16 protein-coding genes and 1 pseudogene are annotated in these 17,337 nt (G+C 64.5%); 7 read left to right on the top strand and 10 right to left on the bottom strand.

Features of this window, described 5'->3' with window-relative positions:
- Window positions 1-83 precede the first annotated feature (83 nt).
- Window positions 84-440 (bottom strand): DUF488 domain-containing protein, encoded by a 357-nt coding sequence (locus BLV94_RS07285; protein WP_007300326.1) that lies wholly within the window; start codon window positions 438-440, stop codon window positions 84-86.
- A gap of 443 nt (window positions 441-883) precedes the next feature.
- On the opposite strand from BLV94_RS07285, the pseudogene BLV94_RS07275 reads away from it, so the two are divergent.
- Window positions 884-1,679, top strand: a pseudogene (locus BLV94_RS07275) (succinate dehydrogenase iron-sulfur subunit).
- 239 nt (window positions 1,680-1,918) lie between these two features.
- On the opposite strand, the gene acnA reads toward BLV94_RS07275, so the two are convergent.
- Together acnA and BLV94_RS07265 are read right to left on the bottom strand one after the other, a co-directional pair.
- Complete coding sequence (gene acnA / locus BLV94_RS07270; protein WP_072943944.1) at window positions 1,919-4,717, bottom strand: aconitate hydratase; 2,799 nt, start codon at window positions 4,715-4,717, stop codon at window positions 1,919-1,921.
- A complete protein-coding gene (locus BLV94_RS07265; RefSeq protein WP_072943942.1) occupies window positions 4,714-5,073 on the bottom strand; it encodes a carboxymuconolactone decarboxylase family protein in 360 nt (119 codons plus the stop codon). Before BLV94_RS07265 ends, acnA begins: the two co-directional genes overlap by 4 nt.
- Before the next feature lie 341 nt (window positions 5,074-5,414).
- On the opposite strand from BLV94_RS07265, the gene BLV94_RS07260 reads away from it, so the two are divergent.
- Complete coding sequence (locus tag BLV94_RS07260) at window positions 5,415-5,828, top strand: VOC family protein (RefSeq protein ID WP_072943940.1); 414 nt, start codon at window positions 5,415-5,417, stop codon at window positions 5,826-5,828.
- A gap of 248 nt (window positions 5,829-6,076) precedes the next feature.
- Here BLV94_RS07260 and BLV94_RS07255 read toward each other — a convergent pair whose 3' ends face one another.
- From BLV94_RS07255 to BLV94_RS07245, 3 genes are all read right to left on the bottom strand, one after another.
- Complete coding sequence (locus BLV94_RS07255; RefSeq protein WP_072943938.1) at window positions 6,077-6,361, bottom strand: YciI family protein; 285 nt, start codon at window positions 6,359-6,361, stop codon at window positions 6,077-6,079.
- Between the two features lie 285 nt (window positions 6,362-6,646).
- Window positions 6,647-8,167, bottom strand: a complete 1,521-nt coding sequence (locus BLV94_RS07250; protein WP_072943981.1) for a catalase — start codon at window positions 8,165-8,167, stop codon at window positions 6,647-6,649.
- Between the two features lie 381 nt (window positions 8,168-8,548).
- The gene (locus BLV94_RS07245; protein WP_007300334.1) at window positions 8,549-9,232 is read right to left on the bottom strand and encodes a helix-turn-helix transcriptional regulator; all 684 of its coding nucleotides are present in this window, start codon (window positions 9,230-9,232) and stop codon (window positions 8,549-8,551) included.
- Between the two features lie 227 nt (window positions 9,233-9,459).
- Here BLV94_RS07245 and BLV94_RS07240 point away from each other — a divergent pair, with 227 nt between their 5' ends.
- On the top strand, window positions 9,460-10,005 hold the full coding sequence (locus tag BLV94_RS07240; RefSeq protein ID WP_007300335.1) for an FHA domain-containing protein: 546 nt from the start codon (window positions 9,460-9,462) through the stop codon (window positions 10,003-10,005).
- Between the two features lie 183 nt (window positions 10,006-10,188).
- Here the strand turns inward: BLV94_RS07240 and BLV94_RS49425 are convergent, their stop codons facing one another.
- The 4 genes from BLV94_RS49425 to BLV94_RS51520 all read right to left on the bottom strand — a co-directional run bounded on the left by BLV94_RS49425 (window position 10,189) and on the right by BLV94_RS51520 (window position 13,163).
- Complete coding sequence (locus tag BLV94_RS49425; RefSeq protein WP_167372141.1) at window positions 10,189-10,359, bottom strand: hypothetical protein; 171 nt, start codon at window positions 10,357-10,359, stop codon at window positions 10,189-10,191.
- A gap of 132 nt (window positions 10,360-10,491) precedes the next feature.
- A complete protein-coding gene (locus tag BLV94_RS07230; protein WP_007300337.1) occupies window positions 10,492-10,722 on the bottom strand; it encodes a hypothetical protein in 231 nt (76 codons plus the stop codon).
- Window positions 10,723-10,915: 193 nt separating this feature from the next.
- Window positions 10,916-12,487, bottom strand: coding sequence for a hypothetical protein (locus tag BLV94_RS07225; protein ID WP_244163536.1), 1,572 nt, complete (start codon window positions 12,485-12,487; stop codon window positions 10,916-10,918).
- A gap of 553 nt (window positions 12,488-13,040) precedes the next feature.
- On the bottom strand, window positions 13,041-13,163 hold the full coding sequence (locus tag BLV94_RS51520) for a hypothetical protein (protein ID WP_007300339.1): 123 nt from the start codon (window positions 13,161-13,163) through the stop codon (window positions 13,041-13,043).
- Window positions 13,164-13,480: 317 nt separating this feature from the next.
- Here BLV94_RS51520 and BLV94_RS07220 point away from each other — a divergent pair, with 317 nt between their 5' ends.
- From BLV94_RS07220 to BLV94_RS49415, 4 genes are all read left to right on the top strand, one after another.
- Window positions 13,481-13,858 carry a hypothetical protein gene (locus BLV94_RS07220; protein ID WP_011599166.1) on the top strand — a complete coding sequence of 126 codons (378 nt, stop codon included), beginning with the start codon at window positions 13,481-13,483 and terminating at the stop codon, window positions 13,856-13,858.
- 635 nt (window positions 13,859-14,493) lie between these two features.
- A complete protein-coding gene (locus tag BLV94_RS51515; RefSeq protein ID WP_039952787.1) occupies window positions 14,494-14,622 on the top strand; it encodes a hypothetical protein in 129 nt (42 codons plus the stop codon).
- 1,441 nt (window positions 14,623-16,063) lie between these two features.
- The gene (locus tag BLV94_RS49420; protein WP_167332392.1) at window positions 16,064-16,351 is read left to right on the top strand and encodes a hypothetical protein; all 288 of its coding nucleotides are present in this window, start codon (window positions 16,064-16,066) and stop codon (window positions 16,349-16,351) included.
- Window positions 16,344-16,784 (top strand): WhiB family transcriptional regulator, encoded by a 441-nt coding sequence (locus tag BLV94_RS49415; RefSeq protein WP_225857941.1) that lies wholly within the window; start codon window positions 16,344-16,346, stop codon window positions 16,782-16,784. The genes BLV94_RS49420 and BLV94_RS49415 overlap by 8 nt, the downstream gene beginning before the upstream one ends.
- The last annotated feature ends 553 nt before the right edge of the window (window positions 16,785-17,337 follow it).

The raw sequence follows: 17,337 nt of genomic DNA, 5'->3' as shown, positions 1-17,337 counted from the left end.
GACCGCGGCCGACCGGCACGGCTCGAGGTGCAAGGCCGAGGGTTCATGGATGCGATGAGTATTCAGGCCGTCCTACGGTGATGTCAGAACTGATTCGAGATCCACTCGCGCAAGACCACGGCTTGGTTGTGCTCGAGGTCCTTCGCCGAATACAGCAGCACCACAGTCCCGTTACGCGCCGCCTCGACGATCGGTTGGGCGGCAGCGCGATTGGTGTCGAGTTCCTGAAGGTAGCGGGTGCGGAACTCCGGAAAGCGATCCGCCTGGTGGCCGAACCAGGTCCGCAGCTGCGTGCTGGGTGCCACCTCCTTGATCCAGGCGTCGCAGTCGAGGTCCGCTTTCGCGATGCCCCGTGGCCACAGTCGATCTACCAAGAAGGTTGGCGATGTCTTCTTGGTGCCGCGAGCGTCATAGGCTCGCACCAACTCGATCGGGCCCATAGATCGATCATGACACGAAATGACGGTGCCCACAACGAATGACAAACCCGCGGTGCACTGTGGCGGTGGCGGTGGGGGGTGAAGACCGCGGACACCGCACTGATGGGTGAGAACCTGCTGAAGCTGCCCGAGTCGATCCACCTGGCGAGCGCACCGTGGCCGTGATGCGGCAGAACATCGGTGTCGCGCCCGCAACCGTGTCGTGGTGCCGGCAGGCGCCTTCGCCGGCCACGCCACGATGTCCCTCGGGATGCTCGTGCACGGACTGTCGGTGCTCGTGGCCCTCGTTAGGAGGGGTGTCGCGTCCGCACATCACGCGGCCCCCGGCGCGAGAGAGGGTCCGGACCGGTTTTCCGATCCGACAACCGACCACTGAGCTAACCTGTGGACAATCCGAGACGAGCTCCCCGAAAACGTAATTGACGAGGTTGGAGTCGATAACCATGTCTGTCACCATGAACAACGAGGGCCCGGGTTTCGTCGCGCTACCGCCAGTCCCCGAAGGCGCCGTGATGGTCACGTTGAAGATTCGCCGTTTCAACCCCGAGGACCCGGGCAAGGCCGGATGGGTCAGCTTCGAGGTTCCGTGCCTGCCCACCGATCGGTTGCTCAACCTGCTCACCTACGTCAAGGGGTATCTCGACGGGACCCTGACCTTCCGCCGCTCGTGCGCGCACGGCGTGTGCGGATCGGATGCAATGGTCATCAACGGAGTCAACCGGCTCGCGTGCAAGGTGCTCATGCGCGACATGCTGAACAAAGACGGTAAGAACACCACCGTCACGATCGCACCCCTCAAGGGACTCCCGGTCGAGAAGGATCTCGTCGTCGACATGGAGCCGTTCTTCTCGGCGTACCGCCAGATCAAACCGTTCCTGATGACATCGGGTCAGGAGCCCACCCGCGAGCGGATCCAGTCCCAGGCCGATCGTGCCCGGTACGACGACACCACCGAGTGCATCCTGTGCGCGTGCTGTACCGAGTCGTGCCCGGTGTATTGGGCGGATGGTAGCTATTTCGGGCCGGCCGCCATCGTCAACGCCCATCGCTTCATTTTCGACAGCCGCGACGAAGGCGCCGGGGAGCGGATGGACATTCTGGGGCGGCGTCGACGGCGTCTGGCGTTGCCGCACCACGTTCAATTGCACCGACGCTTGTCCGCGCGGAATCAAGGTGACGCAAGCGATCACCGAAGTCAAACGCGCGTTGCTGTTCAACCGCAAGGCAGTCGTGCGGTAGCCGCACGAGTTCTGCACCGCCAGACCTTGAACAGGGGTCTCCGGCCCTGGTCGGGGAACGAAAGGGTGTCACCCTGTTGCTTCCACGACCGACTCACTGTTGCTGTGGGGTGAGTCCCGCGAGCATCCGATGCACGTGGGCGGCCTGGCACGGTTCACTCCACGCCGGGTGACGGCGGCGGAGGTGCGGGGGCTGTGCGAGAGACGCTGTTTCCGCATGGGTGCTCTATGGCGAGCCGCTCAGGTGACGAGGAGCTGTCGCAGCACGTATTGCAGTATCCCGCCGTGCCGGAAGTATCCCGCCTCCGCGGGGGTATCGATCCGCACCGTGGCCGGAAATTCCTGTACTTGACCATGGTGGTCGGCTCGGACGGTGACCTCGGTAGGGAAGTCCGCGCGCGGGTCGCCGCCCTCGAGTCCGGTGATCGAGTATTCCTCTTCACCGGTCAACCCGAGGCTTTCGCGGGTGCGACCGGGCGGGAACTGCAGGGGCAGCACCCCCATGCCGATCAGGTTGGAGCGGTGGATGCGTTCGAACGACGTCGCGAGGACCGCTTTGACCCCGAGGAGCAGTGTTCCCTTGGCCGCCCAGTCGCGCGAGGACCCAGATCCGTATTCGGCGCCGGCGAGGATGATCAGCGCAGTGCCCTCGGCGGCGTAGGCGTTCGAGGCGTCGAAGATGCTCATCACCTCCCCGCGGGGGAGGTGGCGGGTGACGCCGCCCTCCGTGCCCGGAGCCAGCAGATTCCGCAGGCGGATGTTGGCGAAGGTGCCGCGGATCATCACCTCGTGGTTGCCGCGACGGGATCCGTAGGAATTGAAGTCGGGCGGTTCGACACCATGCTCGCGCAGGTAGATACCGGCCGGGCTGTCGCGGCGGATCGTGCCCGCGGGTGAGATGTGGTCGGTGGTCACCGAATCCCCCAACATGACCAGCACTCGGGCGCCGGTGATGTCGGAGATCGGTTGCGGTTCGGGCTGTATGCCGTCGAAGTACGGTGGCCGCTGCACATAGGTGGAGTCCTCGTGCCATTCGAAGATCTCGCCGGAGTCGACATCGAGGCCGCGCCAGTTGTCGTCGCCGGCAAAAACCTTCGAGTAGCCGTCGGTGAACATCTGCGACTGCAGGCATTCGTCGATGACTGCCTTGACCTCCTCGGTGCTCGGCCAGATGTCACGCAAGTACACCGGCTGCCCGTCCGACCCTGTCCCGATCGGGTCGCGGCGCACATCGGCGAGCATGGTCCCGGCGAGTGCGTACGTGATGACCAGCGGCGGGGAGGTGAGGAAGTTCATCTTGCACTCGGCGTGGATGCGGCCCTCGAAGTTGCGGTTCCCGGACAGCACCGCGCAGGCGGTCAGATCGTGTCCGGTGACCGCGTCGCTGACCTGGGGGATCAGTGGACCGGAATTACCGATGCAGGTGGTGCAGCCGTAGCCAACGAGTCCGAAGCCGAGCCGTTCCAGATAGGGGGTCAGACCGGCCCGTTCGTAGTAGTCGGTGACCACCCGCGATCCGGGTGCCAGCGACGTCTTCACCCACGGTTTGCGGGTCAGGCCCGCCTGCACGGCCTTCTTCGCCAGTAGGCCCGCACCGATCATCACCGACGGGTTCGAGGTGTTGGTGCACGAGGTGATCGCGGCGATGACGACGTGTCCGTGATCGACACTGTGCACCTCGCCGTCGAGGACCACCTCCACCGGGTCGGAGGGCCATTCATGGCTCTTCCCGCACCGGCATGGTGCTGCAGGTCCGTCCGATGCGCGGTCGTGGTCGATCGCGATCGGATCGCTGGCGGGGAATGACTCGTCGGATGCCTCGTCGAGGCCGGCTTCCAGCGCAGTCGGGAGTGGTTGGCCCGCCAGCAAGGACCCGACGGCGTGCGGCGCGCTGGCCAGCGGGATGCGGTCCTGGGGTCGTTTCGGGCCCGCGATGGAGGGCTCGACGGTGGCGAGGTCGAGCTCGACGGTGTGGCTGTAGGCCGGTTCTTGATCGGGGTCGTGCCACATTCCTTGTTCTTTGGCATAGGCCTCGACGAGTCGGATCTGCTGCTCGGGGCGCCCGGTCAGACGCAGATAGTTGAGGGTCTCGTCGTCGATGGGGAAGATGGCGCAGGTCGAACCGTATTCGGGGCTCATGTTTCCCAGGGTCGCCCGGTTGGCCAACGGGACGTTGGCGACGCCACGGCCGTAGAACTCCACGAATTTGCCGACAACCCCGGTCTTGCGGAGCAATTCGGCGATGGTGAGGACGAGGTCGGTGGCGGTGGTGCCCTCGGGTAGGGCGCCGGTGAGTTTGAGCCCGAGGACCTGCGGCAGGAGCATGCTCATCGGCTGGCCGAGCATGGCCGCCTCCGCCTCGATTCCGCCGACGCCCCAACCGAGCACGCCGAGGCCGTTGATCATCGGGGTGTGCGAGTCGGTGCCCACGAGTGTGTCCGGGTAGGCGAGGGGGCCGTCCGGTGTGTCCCGTGTGAAGACCACGCGGGCCAGGTATTCGAGGTTGACCTGATGGCAGATGCCGGTATCGGGTGGCACGACCAGAAAATCGTCGAAGGCATGCTGCGCCCACCGCAACAGCTGGTAGCGCTCCTTGTTGCGGGAGAACTCGAGGTCGGCGTTGACCCGGTAGGCGTCGGGCCGGCCGAAGACGTCCGCGATCACCGAGTGATCGATGACCAATTCGGTGGGAATGAGCGGGTTGATCTTTCGCGGGTCGCCGCCCAGCGCCGTCATCGCGTCCCGCATCGCCACCAGGTCGACCACACACGGCACGCCGGTGAAGTCCTGCATCAGCACCCGGGCGGGGGTGTATTGGATCTCGGTGTGGCCGGGATTGCGCGGTGACCAGGAGGCCAGGGCCGAGACCTGACCGGGGGTGACCAGGCGGCCGTCCTCGTTGCGGAGCAGATTCTCCAACAGCACCTTCAGACTGTAGGGAAGCTGCACGTCGGTCTCGATCGCCTCCAGTCGGTAGATACCGTACGTCTGGTCTGCGACCGTCAGTGTGGAGCGCGCACCGAAACTGTTGCCGCTCACGGTTCGGGCTCCCCGGTAGGGGTGTGGCCACGATGGTTCATCGCGTTCAGGGCCAGCGTGGAGTGCGCGAACGCACCACCGGCCCGCATTTCCGCCGCGACCCAGATGGCTTCCATGATTTCCTCCGGCTCGGCGCCCGTGCGGCGGGCGAGTTTGGTGTGCCCGGTGATGCAGTAGGGGCACTGCGTCACATGGGCGACCGCGACCGCGATCAGCTGTTTCGTCTTCTCCGGCAGCGCACCGTCGGCGAAGACGGCGCGACTGAAATTCTCGAAGGCTTCGTGAATTCCGGGTGCGAGCGCCTTGCGGCGCTTCGAAATCTCCGGCGTGGTGGGCTGATACAGCGACTCGGGCATACAGCTGTCCTCCTGTTTCAGCGTTGCCAGCCGTGACGCAGACACCGCAGCAGCAGCGCGGACCTTGCCTGCCACCATAACCCGTCCGCATCACATTGCCAGGGCCGAAGGTCCCCACCTCCACGACCGATCCGGTGGCTCAACGGTGCAGACGGAGTGGGGCGATCTGCAAGACACTGTGGGCCGATTGATTACCGGCCCGATTCGCTTGCCGCATTGCGCGGCGCGAGGGTGTCGGAGGACAATATTGGATGCGTGCGTTCCGATCTGAGCGACGGGTCCATCCCGCGCCGTGAGCGGTACGGTGAAGATCACGGACCGCCCGGGCGTAGGAGATGAAAATGTGTGCTGCCAAGGTTGCCTCGTCGGTGATGCAAGTGGCCGAGTTGGATCGGTCGGTGAAGTACTACTGCGACGTATTCGCCTGCCGTGTCGCTGTGCGCGAGTCCGATGCAGCACTCCTTCTGACGCCGGACAACTTTCAGATCTACATGTACGCCAAGAAGGGGGCATCGACCCGTCGCGGGGTAAGCGTCATCGGCGTCCACTACGTCATGTGGGCCGCCGACACCGAGGACGAGTTGGCGCGGATCACCGAGCGACTACGCACATATGACGCGGCCACATACACGCAGACGGTCGGCGGGGTGACCTTCGTCGATGGTTGCGACCCGGACGGCATCCGTGTCATCGTCGCCTACCCGGGCCCCGGGCAGCTACCGCGGGAGCTGATCGCGCAACGATTCCGCGGGTGACCACAGGCGGTGGTGCATCCGCCACGCTGGCAAGACGAGCGTCTTGTGATCGAATGCGACCGTGCCGCCGTCTGGCTATGTCAGACGACGAGTTACGCACAACGGATCCCAGGCGCCGAGGTTATGACCGCCCGACAAGAACCGTCGAGGACCAGAGGTCATCGAGTTTCTGAGGTACCGTGCACGGTTCGGTCAATTCCGCCGCCGATGCCCGATCGGCATATCCCGACACTGGCGTGGATCAGTACCTAGTCGCGGATTTCGCCAATCACGGGGTTCCATTTGTTGATGAGAACCTTTGATACGAGGTTTGCCTGAGCAAATGGATCGTGCGTGAACAGACGTGTGACGGTGTCCTCGTCGGCGGCGTCGACGATGAACTGGGCGCCGGTATGGTCGGCGAGGGGGCCCGATGACAGCACCACTTTGCGGCGGACCAATTCGGCGAGCCACGCATGGTGGTCGGTTCGGTGATCATCACGACCGGAGGATGTTTCGGGGCTGTAGGTGTATTCGACGACGAACACCGGCATGCTCTTCTCGTTCTCTCGTAAGTCTATCTATTCAGTGTGCAACCACGCTCGATTCAATACCAGTCCTTCTCGCGCGATTTTTTCATGACGGGGCGGCCCGCCTAAGCAGTCAGCCGAGGGTGGCGAGAGATCCGAATATGCCTGTCGCTTAATCCATACTGAACGACAGGCGTATTCCCGTGTGGTTGGCGGATCAGCTACCCGTGGAACCTCCCGAGAAGCACACCGACCGGTGCAGACGGAGTGAGGGGTCTCGGTGTAGGTGATCACGATCTGACGAAGTCCTCAGGCCTTCTCTCGAGCGGATCGACGCGACGGGTTGTCTTGTCCCGCGGCCTTGGGATCGAGTTGATCCTTTTTGACGCGCACCCCCTGCGCGACTTTGTCGCCGAGGTCTTTGTCCACATTGCGCCAATACTCGAACGCTCTCGCCAGGACAGGTTCGCTCACGCCGTTGAGTAGGTGCCCGACGATGTTGTCGACCAAGCGTCCGCGGGCCGCATCGTCGAGAACGTCGCGTACCATCGTGCCCGCCTGACCCCAATCGTCGTCGTCCTGGCGAAGTGTGTAGGCCTGCCGCACCATGTCCCCGTCGCTGTACCAGCCGATGGGTTCGCCCGCCACCGCTGGATCCGCATGCGGGCCGCCCTTGGAGTTGGGTACATACACCGGGTCTCCGGGATTCTCGTGGCGCATGTGGCCATCCTTCGAATACGACCGCACGGTGGTCGCGTGTGGCCGGTTGACCGGCAGCTCCTTGTAGTTGGCGCCGATGCGGTGCCGATGCGAATCGGGATACGAGAACCACCGGCCGAGCAGCATCTTGTCCGGACTCGGCCCGGTTCCGGGCACGGCGTTGCTGGGCTCGAATGCCCCCTGCTCGATCTCGGTGTGGTAGTTGCTCGGATTGCGGTTCAGCGTCATCTTGCCGACTTCGACGAGTGGATAGTCCGCATGCGGCCAGACCTTGGTGAGGTCGAACGGGTTGAACCGGTACGTCTTTGCATCCTCGAACGGCATGATCTGCATCTTGAGTGTCCAGCTGGGATAATCACCTTGTTCGATGTGCTCCCACAAGTCACGAAGGTGGTAGTCGGTGTCGATCGAGGCCATCTGATCGCCCTCGTCCTGCGTGAAGAACTCGATTCCCTGATCGGTGATGAAGTGGTACTTCACCCAGAACTTCTCGCCCGCGGCGTTCATCCACATGTACGTATGGCTGGAATAGCCGTTCATGTGCCGCCAGGTGCGCGGAATTCCGCGGTCACCCATCAACCACGTCACCTGATGCGCGGACTCCGGAGACAGCGTCCAAAAATCCCACTGCATATCATGATCGCGCAGATTGTTGTCGGCACGCCGCTTCTGCGAACGGATGAAATCCTGGAATTTCATCGGGTCCCGCATGAAGAAGACCGGAGTGTTGTTGCCGACCATGTCGAAATTGCCTTGTTCGGTATAGAATTTGAGGGCAAAACCGCGCGGGTCGCGCCAGGTATCCGGACTGCCACGTTCGCCGGCGACTGTGGAGAACCGTGCGAGCATCTCCGTCTTCTTGCCAGGCTGGAACAGGTCCGCCAAGGTAAACGCACTGACATCGCCCGTCACCTCGAATGTGCCGAACGCCCCTCCTCCTTTGGCATGAGGCTGCCGCTCGGGTACACGCTCGCGATTGAAAGCAGCCATCTTTTCGATGAGGTAGGCGTCGTGCAGCAAGATCGGACCGTCCGCGCCGACGGTGAGCGAACGCTCGTCGCTCGGTACCGGAATTCCCGCATCATCGGTGGTGTAGTTGTTCTCAACCATCATGCCCTTCTTTCTTTCGACGTTGCGGACACAGCCCTCAGAAGACGACCTCGGTATCGCTTGCTTGAGACACCTGTTTCGATCTGCTCGCGGACCAGATGGGCGATGTCTCTCGCAGTGAGGTGTGGGTGATCATCGAGAACCTCGAGCACAGCCCCGTCGCGGGCTGGTGAGCCGAAGGTCGACTTCCCGCAACCGCAATTCCACATCGCGTGATGTGTTGTGCCGCATACCCCTCAGGGCATCATGTCTTCTTGAATCCGTCAAGCGACGTTCTCGGTGGCTGCCACAATGACCGATATCTGGTTACGGCGTGATCGGTTGTCCGGGAGGTTGTCCGGGAAACAACCACTCGCTAATCACACGAGGTGGAGGTAACTCTCATTCGGGGGTGGGGATCAGGTGCGCCAGGCAGAGCGACGGCTCGACGAACGGTTCGAGTCGATCGGCCGCGAGCGGTGCCCGCACCTCGGCCAGCGCCCCGCGGATCAAGCCCAGGTGCAGCGAACACACCACGTCCCGGTGCCGCTCGGCTACCTCCCGGAACGGGCAGTGTCGCAACGGGATCACTGGTCGATCGAGGTTCTCCACCACGCCCGGGGCGAAGCCGGACTCGGCCAGCACCGTCGACAACCGGCGGACCCCGTCGGCGGCGTCCACCCGCTGCGACGGGGCCGGCCGCTCCGCCAGGTAGCGACCCCACGCCTCCCCGGCCGTCTCGGCAGCCCGGCCGGGCTCCGGCAGAGTGTCGGCGATCAGACCGGTCAGCATCTCCGCCAGCAACCGATAGCTGCGCTGTCCGGTGGACGCATCCGAGGGGGTAGCGGCATAGACCATCCGGGGCCGACCCGGCCGGCGGCTGTCCTCGGCGCGACGCTCGGCCAGGCCCGCGTCGACCAATCCGTCCAGATGAAACCGGGCCGTATTCGGATGCAGGTCGACCCGGTCGGCGATGTCCTGTACGCCCATCGGTTCCGCCGCGGCGCACAACAGGTCCAGCACCCGGTTCCGGGTCTCGCCGAGCGCGGTCGGCAGCGTGGGGTCGATCAACGTCTGCTCGCTCATAGTGCCTACTTTAGCCGAGACTATTAGTAGAAACCATCCGTATCGGCGAGGGAACTCAGCGCGGGGTCGAGCGTCGGATCCTTCGAGGTCACACGGTGCTAGTGATGCGCGTCACATGCATTGCACCTACCGTCGGTCAATGAGTTTGCACTAATCTAATAGTAAATAATAGTTGTTGTATGAGGTAGTGCTAGCTTGCTCTCCTCGCGCAGAGAGAGGACCTCGTCGTGACCGCACCATTCGACATCACCGACACCAAAATCGACCGAGACGACGCTCACCGTCTGCTCCGCGAGTATCGAGCGAAAGCCGCACTGGTGACCGAATTGTCACTCAATGGCCCACTGTCGGCGAAGACGTGTGCCGGGGTGAACCTCCCCACCGCCCGCCGTCGACGGCATCCGGCCCCCAGCGACCCGCCTTGGGACCGTGCCGAGGTCGAGGCACTGCCGTCCGGTTCGGCACTGCTCGTGGTCACCCGGGGGCCCAACCGCGGTGACTGGTTCCTGCTCGATCAGACGGTCACCACGATCGGTCGCCACATCGACAGCGACATCTACCTCGACGACACGACCGTCGGCCGTCGCCACGCCCAGATCCGGCGCGACAACGACACATTTCGGGTGACCGATGTCGGCAGCCTCAACGGCACCTACCGCAACGGGACACCGGTCGACACCGCACTGCTCGCCGACGGTGACGAGATCAAAATCGGAAAATTCCGGCTCGCGTTCCTCATCACACCGCTGTCAGCAGCGGCAACAGACCAATGACCACGACGGAGTGAGTGACACGGCTTTTCTCGTCGCCATGATCGCCCCGCCGCTCATCCGGTGGGAAACTGCTCACACTCGCGTTGCCCGGCCAGCGGGCCGGAGTTTTCGGTGCAGGTGGTGTAGCCGTAGCCGACGAGTCCGAAGCCGAGTCGTTCCAGCTGGGGGAGCCGTCCGGCCCGTTCAGCCGTATTCGGTGACCACACGCGCTCCCGGAGGCAGTGACGTCGTCGCCCACGGTTTGCGGCGGTCCCGCTGTACGGCCTTCTTCGCCAGCAGGCCCCGCAGATCATCACCGACGGGTTCGAGGACACGGCACGCTCTATTGTCGACCGGCAAGCGGCGCGCCTGCATTCCCACAGATGATCTGCGGCAGTCCTGTGGAAAACTCCCGGAGCCGTGCCTGCCCCACGCACAGCGTTCCCACTAGCGCCAGCTGCCGGTATGCAACCGGAGCGCGTCCAAGCGTTCCGCGAGCCGTGGATCTCAACCCGCGAGCCACAGACGCCGCCGTGCCACTGCCTTCATCTTCTCCACGATCGTCGGCCGAAGCGGAGTCGGGGGGTTCGGGTGCAGCTGCGCGTGCAGACAGCGGAAGAACTCGCCGGTATCCATACCGAAAACAGCGATAATCTCCTCCGCCGGGCCGCCGCCATGCGGGAACCAGCGAAGCGCGAAGGTCACCATCCGATTCACCTTTGCCGTGTCTCCGGTCATCGTATTTCCTTTCCCTCACCGCTACCCGGCCCGAGTCGATGGCGGAGCGCCCCTATTCGGGTGGGTCTTCGCCAATGGACTCCGGCAACGCGGTCGAGGACCGATAGTTGCGTCATCAGTTCGCTCATGTTCGCGGTTCCCTACAGTTCAAGTTCGACTTCGACGCTGCAAGCGTGGGTGCCTGTTCTGAAGGTCAGGTCCATTTTGGTGCTGGACGGGACGACGAACTTGCCGCCACCAACGGTGGGTTGGAAGGTGCGCAGCCGGAAAGGTCGTTGGCCTCGAGGCACTCTCGCAACGTGGGCGTCTTGCCGCGGCGACTCGGAGCGGTGCGCCACACCTGCGTCTCGAAGGGGAAGATCGACTCCCGCCGTCGACGTTCGAGGTCCCTGACAGGTGTCACGGCGGGCGAGGCCCGCGGCGGCGCGACCGGTGTCGGTTTCGTCAGTGTCCCGCCGGGGCGACGACGTGCCCCAACGTCGAGTAGGGCGACAGCGCCGATCGCGGCGGTAACCGCCACGGTGAACCCCCAGCGCTGGAGGTACTCCGGTGATGCCGCGACGGCCGCGTGGAGCGAGGTGGCGAACAGCGCACCGGCGGCCGCGACCGATACGAGCGTGGACCGCCGGTCTCGGGCGGAGGCGAGCGTGTGGGGCAGCAGACAGCTTTCAGCACTGTCACAGAGCTTACCGAGTTCGGTATGCAGGACGGCGATCTCGTCGGCGGTGCGGTTCGCCAGCGTTGATCGAAGGTGTGTCGATTCGATCCGCGGAGGCCGGTGAGCACCCGCGGGGTGTGTTTGCAGAAGCCGTGTCTCGATCATCCGTCTGCGGGCCGCCGCGATGTCGCCGAGGCCCGCGAGGGCGCCGCGTTCGCTCAGTTGGCGGCGGTTGTGCAGGAGCGACAGTACTCGTCGGTGGTCCGCCGAGTGCTGTGCGCGGAGGGCGACCCAGCCGATGAGGCAGTAGACCATCTCACGGGTGCCCCGATCGAGATGGCCGGGACCGGTGGCGGGGGAACCGAGGTCGACGGCAAGGGCTCGGGCGTCCTCGCGAATCGCGATCCCCGATCCGAGACGTGACGCCCTGTCGATCAGCGGGACCCGGTGCCAGCCCAAGAGTCCACGGTAGGAGCGGGACGCGGCCCCTGCGCTGGGTGTAGTGCCCGGTTCGTCGACCAGTCGCTGTACCGTATCGACCCCGTCGGTGTGGACCTCGATGATCAGGCCCTCGAGGGTGTCCCGCCCGGTCCAATTAGGGCCGTGGATTGTCAGGCTGCGTAGCGGCCGGTAGACCTCAGATCTGGGCAGTCGGGTGTCCAGCCGCGGGAAGACGTCGATCGGGCTCGCCTCGGTCGTCAGCCCGAAGGGACGAAGAAATGCTTCGATAGCGGCCCAGAATTCGGGGCTACCGCCGCCGCGGAGCGGGTCATTGTGCCGGTCGATCAGGCTGCCGGTGCGGTCGGGGGTGAGTTCCTCGCAGGCCAGCACCAGCCCGTTGCCCGGAACCTCCCACAGTGACAGGCACGTCGCCGGGGGGCCGACGTAGCGGCGTTGCGGGCCGTTAGGTGCGCGCTGTCCATCGAGTGCGAGGCCGAAGGTAACCGGCGGACTGCTGCGATCGACGATGTGCCGGAACGCCAGCAACTGTGCGTGCGGTCCATCGTCCCCGGTGGCGGAGGGGGCGCTGATGCGGGCCGGCAGGAACGGTTCGACCTCGTCGACCGCGGGTACCGGGACCGGGTCGGCGCTTTCGACGATGTCCAAGGGCAGCAGGATGACCCGCAACAGTGCCCGGCGTCTCCTCGACGACAGCGAAGCCTGGTTCGGCCGACGGGTAACGAGTCCAGGACGATTCATTTCTGTTCCATCAATTCTCGACACATCCGGTACTCCTGCACCGACCCCATAGGTCGGCAGGGGAGACGGTCATCTCACCGGATGTTGTGGGAGTGCCCCTGTCTCGCTCACCCTGAACTCTTTGGGAAACACGTCGTCCCGGCCGTGGAGGGGCCGGGACGGGCGTGTCAGAGGCCGGAAGTTGGCCCCCCGATCGGGTGGTCACACGCGGGGCGGACCAATAAGACTGCGGTGTGCTTCCATTGAACTCGGCAGGGTTTTGTGAGCCGCTTTCACCGTTGTAGAAAATTGGAAGAGAGTGCAGTCGCTGATATTTCCACGCTCCGAGCCGTTCTCTTCCGAAGCTGCTACATCTGATGTGGGCGCGGGTCAGGGCTGTTGGCCGAGTTCCCGGGGGAATATCATCGATCCTCAGGCAGCGAGGAGGGTGGCGGGGTGCGGTGTTGACGCCAGTGTCGCATCAGCTCTTCCGCTTTCGGGTGAGTAGAATGGACGCGATCGCCTTCTCTCGCTTCTCCGCCCGGCGCTCCTTGAGGGCTCGTGCGGACTGTTTCGAACTCTTGACGGCGGACTTGTCAGCCATTGTCGGTCCTTTCCGAATCGGCAACCGCGAACTGACCTCGACCATACCCAACAAAAGAAATAAGTCCAGTTCAGCGGCCGATTAGAGGCGGTTCGATGATGCGCGGGCCGTGACGACGGCGTCGGTTGGTGCGTCGGCGGGCTGTTCCCCGATCCGAGGTACTCTCACCCCCTGTGGCGTCCGATCCGGTCGCGTGCGACGTCCGCCGGGAGTTTCCGAGGTGCAAGGCGCGCAGGAAATTTCACGGACTTGCTTATTTCTTCCCGATGGCTATGGTGCAGGGCAGCATTAGTGGCATCTATTTGGAGGACTGAAATGTGAGTGCAGCTACCGATCGTCAGTGGGCGGTTCGTGACGCTGTTCTGCGTTGGCTTCTTGCGAAGACAACGGAGGGTTATCGCAGCCCGATTCTGGACGCGGATGCCATCGGATCAGAGGTCGGGTGGGTGGCCTCGCCGCTCACCCGCGACGAAGTCGTCGACGCCTCGATGTTCCTGTTCAAGGAGAACTATGTGACAGGCGTGCCGGTGATGGGGATCGGGATTCCACGACCGATGCTGACTGTCGCGGGACGTCGGGTGGCCAAGACCGGCAAACCGCTGAGGTACAAGGTCGACGCTCACGAGGCGAAGGTGCGCCGGCGTCTGGCGGCACCGCTCGCAGAGACATCCGCGACAACGGCGGCAGTGAAGTGAAAGAGAGAATGACTCGACCGGTCACTCGACGATGAGTACGTGAGCACGGGGTTGAGCGCGGAACCTGTGCGGTCCGCGCCGTCGTCGGCGCAGACCACGCCGGCACCGACGAGGTTACCCAGTCCGGTCGCGCCGCGAGGTATGTGTCGTATCCGCGTACGCACACTCCGTCGCGAAGGACCGACCCATCGGTCGACTATTTCATTGGTTAGCGATCGGTACGGCCTGGACCGTATGTCGGCGCCGGGCGGCCAGGGTGCATCACCGAAAACTTCGGAAGGATAGCAGAATTCATTGCGGTCCTACTGGATGACAGGGTGCTCCGAATATCGTAGCGTGGGCGCTGGAAGGATCGGCCAAGGTGCGCAGGGCGAGCTACAGTTTCGCCTGCCCGTCGCCGTTCGCGCGGCGGCGGGCACGTTGTTCGCTGGTGAGGGTGTAACGGTCGGCAATGACTTCGCGGCCTTCTCGTGGCGTTCATCATGAGTGTGAGACCCGACCACAGGATTCCGTCGATCCTCGCCGGTGCCGGGTCGATCAGTACCGACCCCGCGGGCTGCGAGTGAACTGAGCCCCACCACATTACGATCCGCACCGGCCGCCGCATTTGGCCCGCCCCGAGGAGGACCTGTCCCGTGAACCTCAATGTCGCCCTGCTGCTACTTGTCCTCGCCGGCGGAATCGGTGGCACCGCCGCCGTCCAGGCCGCGTTGCGCCGCGGCGCCGATCGCGGCCGGCGTGCGGTGTTCCACGTCAACGGCTGACCAATCCTTCTCGGCGCCGGGCCCCCGGGGGCCGCGAAGGGAAGAGGATGAGCGATCCCGCGATGGGGGGTGGGTCTGATACGGGCGCTGCCGCGCATCCCGTGCCGGCCCACTTTCATTCGCATGTCCGTGCCGCCGGGTGCGTGTGGGCCCGGGCAGATGCCTGGCCGACTTCGTCAACCCACGGCACTGCGGATCCCACCAGGATGGCGAACACGGCTTGCGCGGAGAGTGGCGCCGTGGTGTCGAAAGGGCCCTGCACGACGTCGAGGTGCACGATCAGGCCGATCCCTGGCGACGTCGTCTATGGCGACGATATCGAGGGTGCCGGCGCCCGAAGTTTTCGGCGGTGGCCAGTCGCCGACGACCGTTTGATCACTACCCTCGGCGCCAGTCCGCTCTTGGATTGGTCTTCCGGATGCAGCCGCATGGGGGCGTCCCGTGTGACCGCCGGTGCAGGCTGCAGCTGTGAGTGGCGGTGATGGAGACCAGGACGTTCGGATCGCTCGGGTCCTCCTTTCGTCTGCCGGCCCGATCGCCACGGGGACGAGGGTGTGATCACCGGAGTGTTCCCGTCCGAGATGCATCCGGCGAGGTCCTCGATTGCGGTTGTCCCGATCGCCCTGCCGAACTTGCGTTTGAGAGCTGCCCGCACCGTCGACGCTGATGCACCCTGGTGTGCGCGGTACACCTGGTCTACGCCCCGCTGGATGTTCGCCGCGACGACGGGCACCAGATCCGCCGCACACCCGATGTCTATGCGCACCGCAACCTCGACCACATCAACCTCGATCCTGGTGCATCACCGCACGCTCACCTTGAGAGTATGAGAGACGCAGGATGACTCAGCTGCCCATTCGTCGTCGATGGCTGTGGTGCATGCTATCGCGGCTGAGATCTGTCGGCCGGAGGCTGAATCCGGTTCCTTCCTCGGGTCGAGAGCGTCCCGATCGACCCGGCAGGGGGTGCATCGCACCGTTCGGAGTGGGTGCCGCGCGCAGGAGTCGACCACTGCGACGAACACTGTCAAATCAGGCACCGCTCGGCGAAAGGCGTGCGATGGATCGTTCGCTAGTGGTGTCAGCTATCACAGAGGCCGGAGGCCTCATCGGATTTACCCCTGCACAGCCAGAGTCATCCGCACCATTCGCCGAATTGAACCGCGCGTACACGCCGCGTATCGGTGTCGGGTCGCAGATCGGCCACGCCGCCGTGCGTGGTCCGCGACACAAGACCGAGCACCCCATCAACGGTCTCACCCACGACACCCGTGCTTTACCTAGGTAAGGACTAGGTAAAGGCCGGTGGTCTCTGGATGTCCCTTCATGGAAGCTGGAGCCACGGACGATACCGGGCCGTCAACAGTGAGACGCGAGACATCGCCCCACCGCGCCGACGTCACCTGTATCGCAGTACCGCCCGATGTAGCGAAAGGACTCTCATGCCGACCGACACCTCCGCAGTACCCGGACGAGGGCCTTCGCCGCAGGCCGCGGACGCACAGTTGCTGTCCGCCGCGGCTGCAGTTCTGGCCGAGCAGCGCGCCTGCAGCCATGACGCCGGCTTCGATGCTCTCCTCGATGTGGCGCGCCGTAGCCACGTCAGCGTCACCACCGCAGCTGTACGAGTCCTGTCGCGGCCGTCTGCGGATCGCGGTGGCCGTGAGCAACATCCCCGTGCAACAGCGCATCTGCCGCGCCGCGACGGCGGCGGTGGTGTCAATGGATAGGAATCCGCCGTTGTCGATCCCGAAGGATCCGCCCTTGGTGGCGGTCACCGTTGATTCTGGTGAGTGGCGGGTGCGTGCCGCGTGTCGCGGCGCCGATCTGTCGGTGTTCTTCTCCCCCGACGGCGAACGGCGCGGCGCTCGCGATCGGCGTGAAGCGCGGGCCCGGCAGATTTGTCAGGTGTGCCCCGTGCTGGTGCGGTGTCGCGATCACGCGCTGACGGTGGGTGAATCCTATGGCGTGTGGGGTGGCATGACCGAGTCGGACCGACGAAAGCACACCCACCGTGCCCGCCGCGGTGAGCGTCGACCGCTCGGGTCTTTCCATGAGCGGCCTGTTGGCGCTGCGTCGGGGGTACGCCGGGCCGCGTTCACCGGGTCGTTCGACCGTGCGTACACCGGTGGGGCGTCGAGGGGTCGCCCCACCACCGGGTGACAGCCACGCCGACCTGGACCGGGCCGATTCGTACCGTCGGACGCTTCGGCGAGGCACGGAAGCACCGTGGGCATGACCCCGGCATCGTCCTGGCGGCCCGAAGGTCAGTCAGATGACGGCTCGAGATCGAGTTTTCACGCATCGTCGACAGAGCCGAACGGGTACCGCAGGCTGCACTTGATCGTGTGGATTCCGGTGTCCTGTGGAGTGCAGACGGTGTTCGTCGAAATCCAGATCTGCAGACCATTGCGATGAGTTTCTGGGTGAGTTTCGTGCACAGGTATTTTGCGGGCGAAGACCGCGTACACCGTCCCGGTTGACCGGAACTCCACCGGCGGTTTCCCGCCACGCGGTACCACCGCGCACGATGTACAGGGTGACATCCACTATCCACGGCGGCATTCTTCTCGGGTCGCCTCCCGCGACCTGCCGTGCCACCGGTGCAGGCAATCGCGATTCGAGGGGCGCCCACTCTGCGTCGGTGACCGACGACGAGTACACCGCGCAACCATGTCCCCCCGGGCACAACGAAATCGGCGATGATGAGATTGTG

The sequence above is a fragment of the Rhodococcus koreensis genome, from assembly GCF_900105905.1.
GTDB lineage: Bacteria > Actinomycetota > Actinomycetes > Mycobacteriales > Mycobacteriaceae > Rhodococcus_F > Rhodococcus_F koreensis.
Note: the sequence above shows the minus strand (reverse complement) of the source record. Positions and strands in the feature narration are given on the sequence as shown.

Coding starts and splice junctions, on each gene's coding strand:
- BLV94_RS49425 (WP_167372141.1), bottom strand. CDS start 10,359: ATGCAGGCGCGCCGCTTGCCGGTCGACAATAGAGCGTGCCGTGTCCTC.
- BLV94_RS51520 (WP_007300339.1), bottom strand. CDS start 13,163: ATGGCTGACAAGTCCGCCGTCAAGAGTTCGAAACAGTCCGCACGAGCC.
- BLV94_RS07260 (WP_072943940.1), top strand. CDS start 5,415: ATGTGTGCTGCCAAGGTTGCCTCGTCGGTGATGCAAGTGGCCGAGTTG.
- BLV94_RS07255 (WP_072943938.1), bottom strand. CDS start 6,361: ATGCCGGTGTTCGTCGTCGAATACACCTACAGCCCCGAAACATCCTCC.
- BLV94_RS07230 (WP_007300337.1), bottom strand. CDS start 10,722: ATGACCGGAGACACGGCAAAGGTGAATCGGATGGTGACCTTCGCGCTT.
- BLV94_RS07250 (WP_072943981.1), bottom strand. CDS start 8,167: ATGGTTGAGAACAACTACACCACCGATGATGCGGGAATTCCGGTACCG.
- BLV94_RS07245 (WP_007300334.1), bottom strand. CDS start 9,232: ATGAGCGAGCAGACGTTGATCGACCCCACGCTGCCGACCGCGCTCGGC.
- BLV94_RS49415 (WP_225857941.1), top strand. CDS start 16,344: ATGGATAGGAATCCGCCGTTGTCGATCCCGAAGGATCCGCCCTTGGTG.
- BLV94_RS49420 (WP_167332392.1), top strand. CDS start 16,064: ATGCCGACCGACACCTCCGCAGTACCCGGACGAGGGCCTTCGCCGCAG.
- BLV94_RS07265 (WP_072943942.1), bottom strand. CDS start 5,073: ATGCCCGAGTCGCTGTATCAGCCCACCACGCCGGAGATTTCGAAGCGC.
- BLV94_RS07285 (WP_007300326.1), bottom strand. CDS start 440: ATGGGCCCGATCGAGTTGGTGCGAGCCTATGACGCTCGCGGCACCAAG.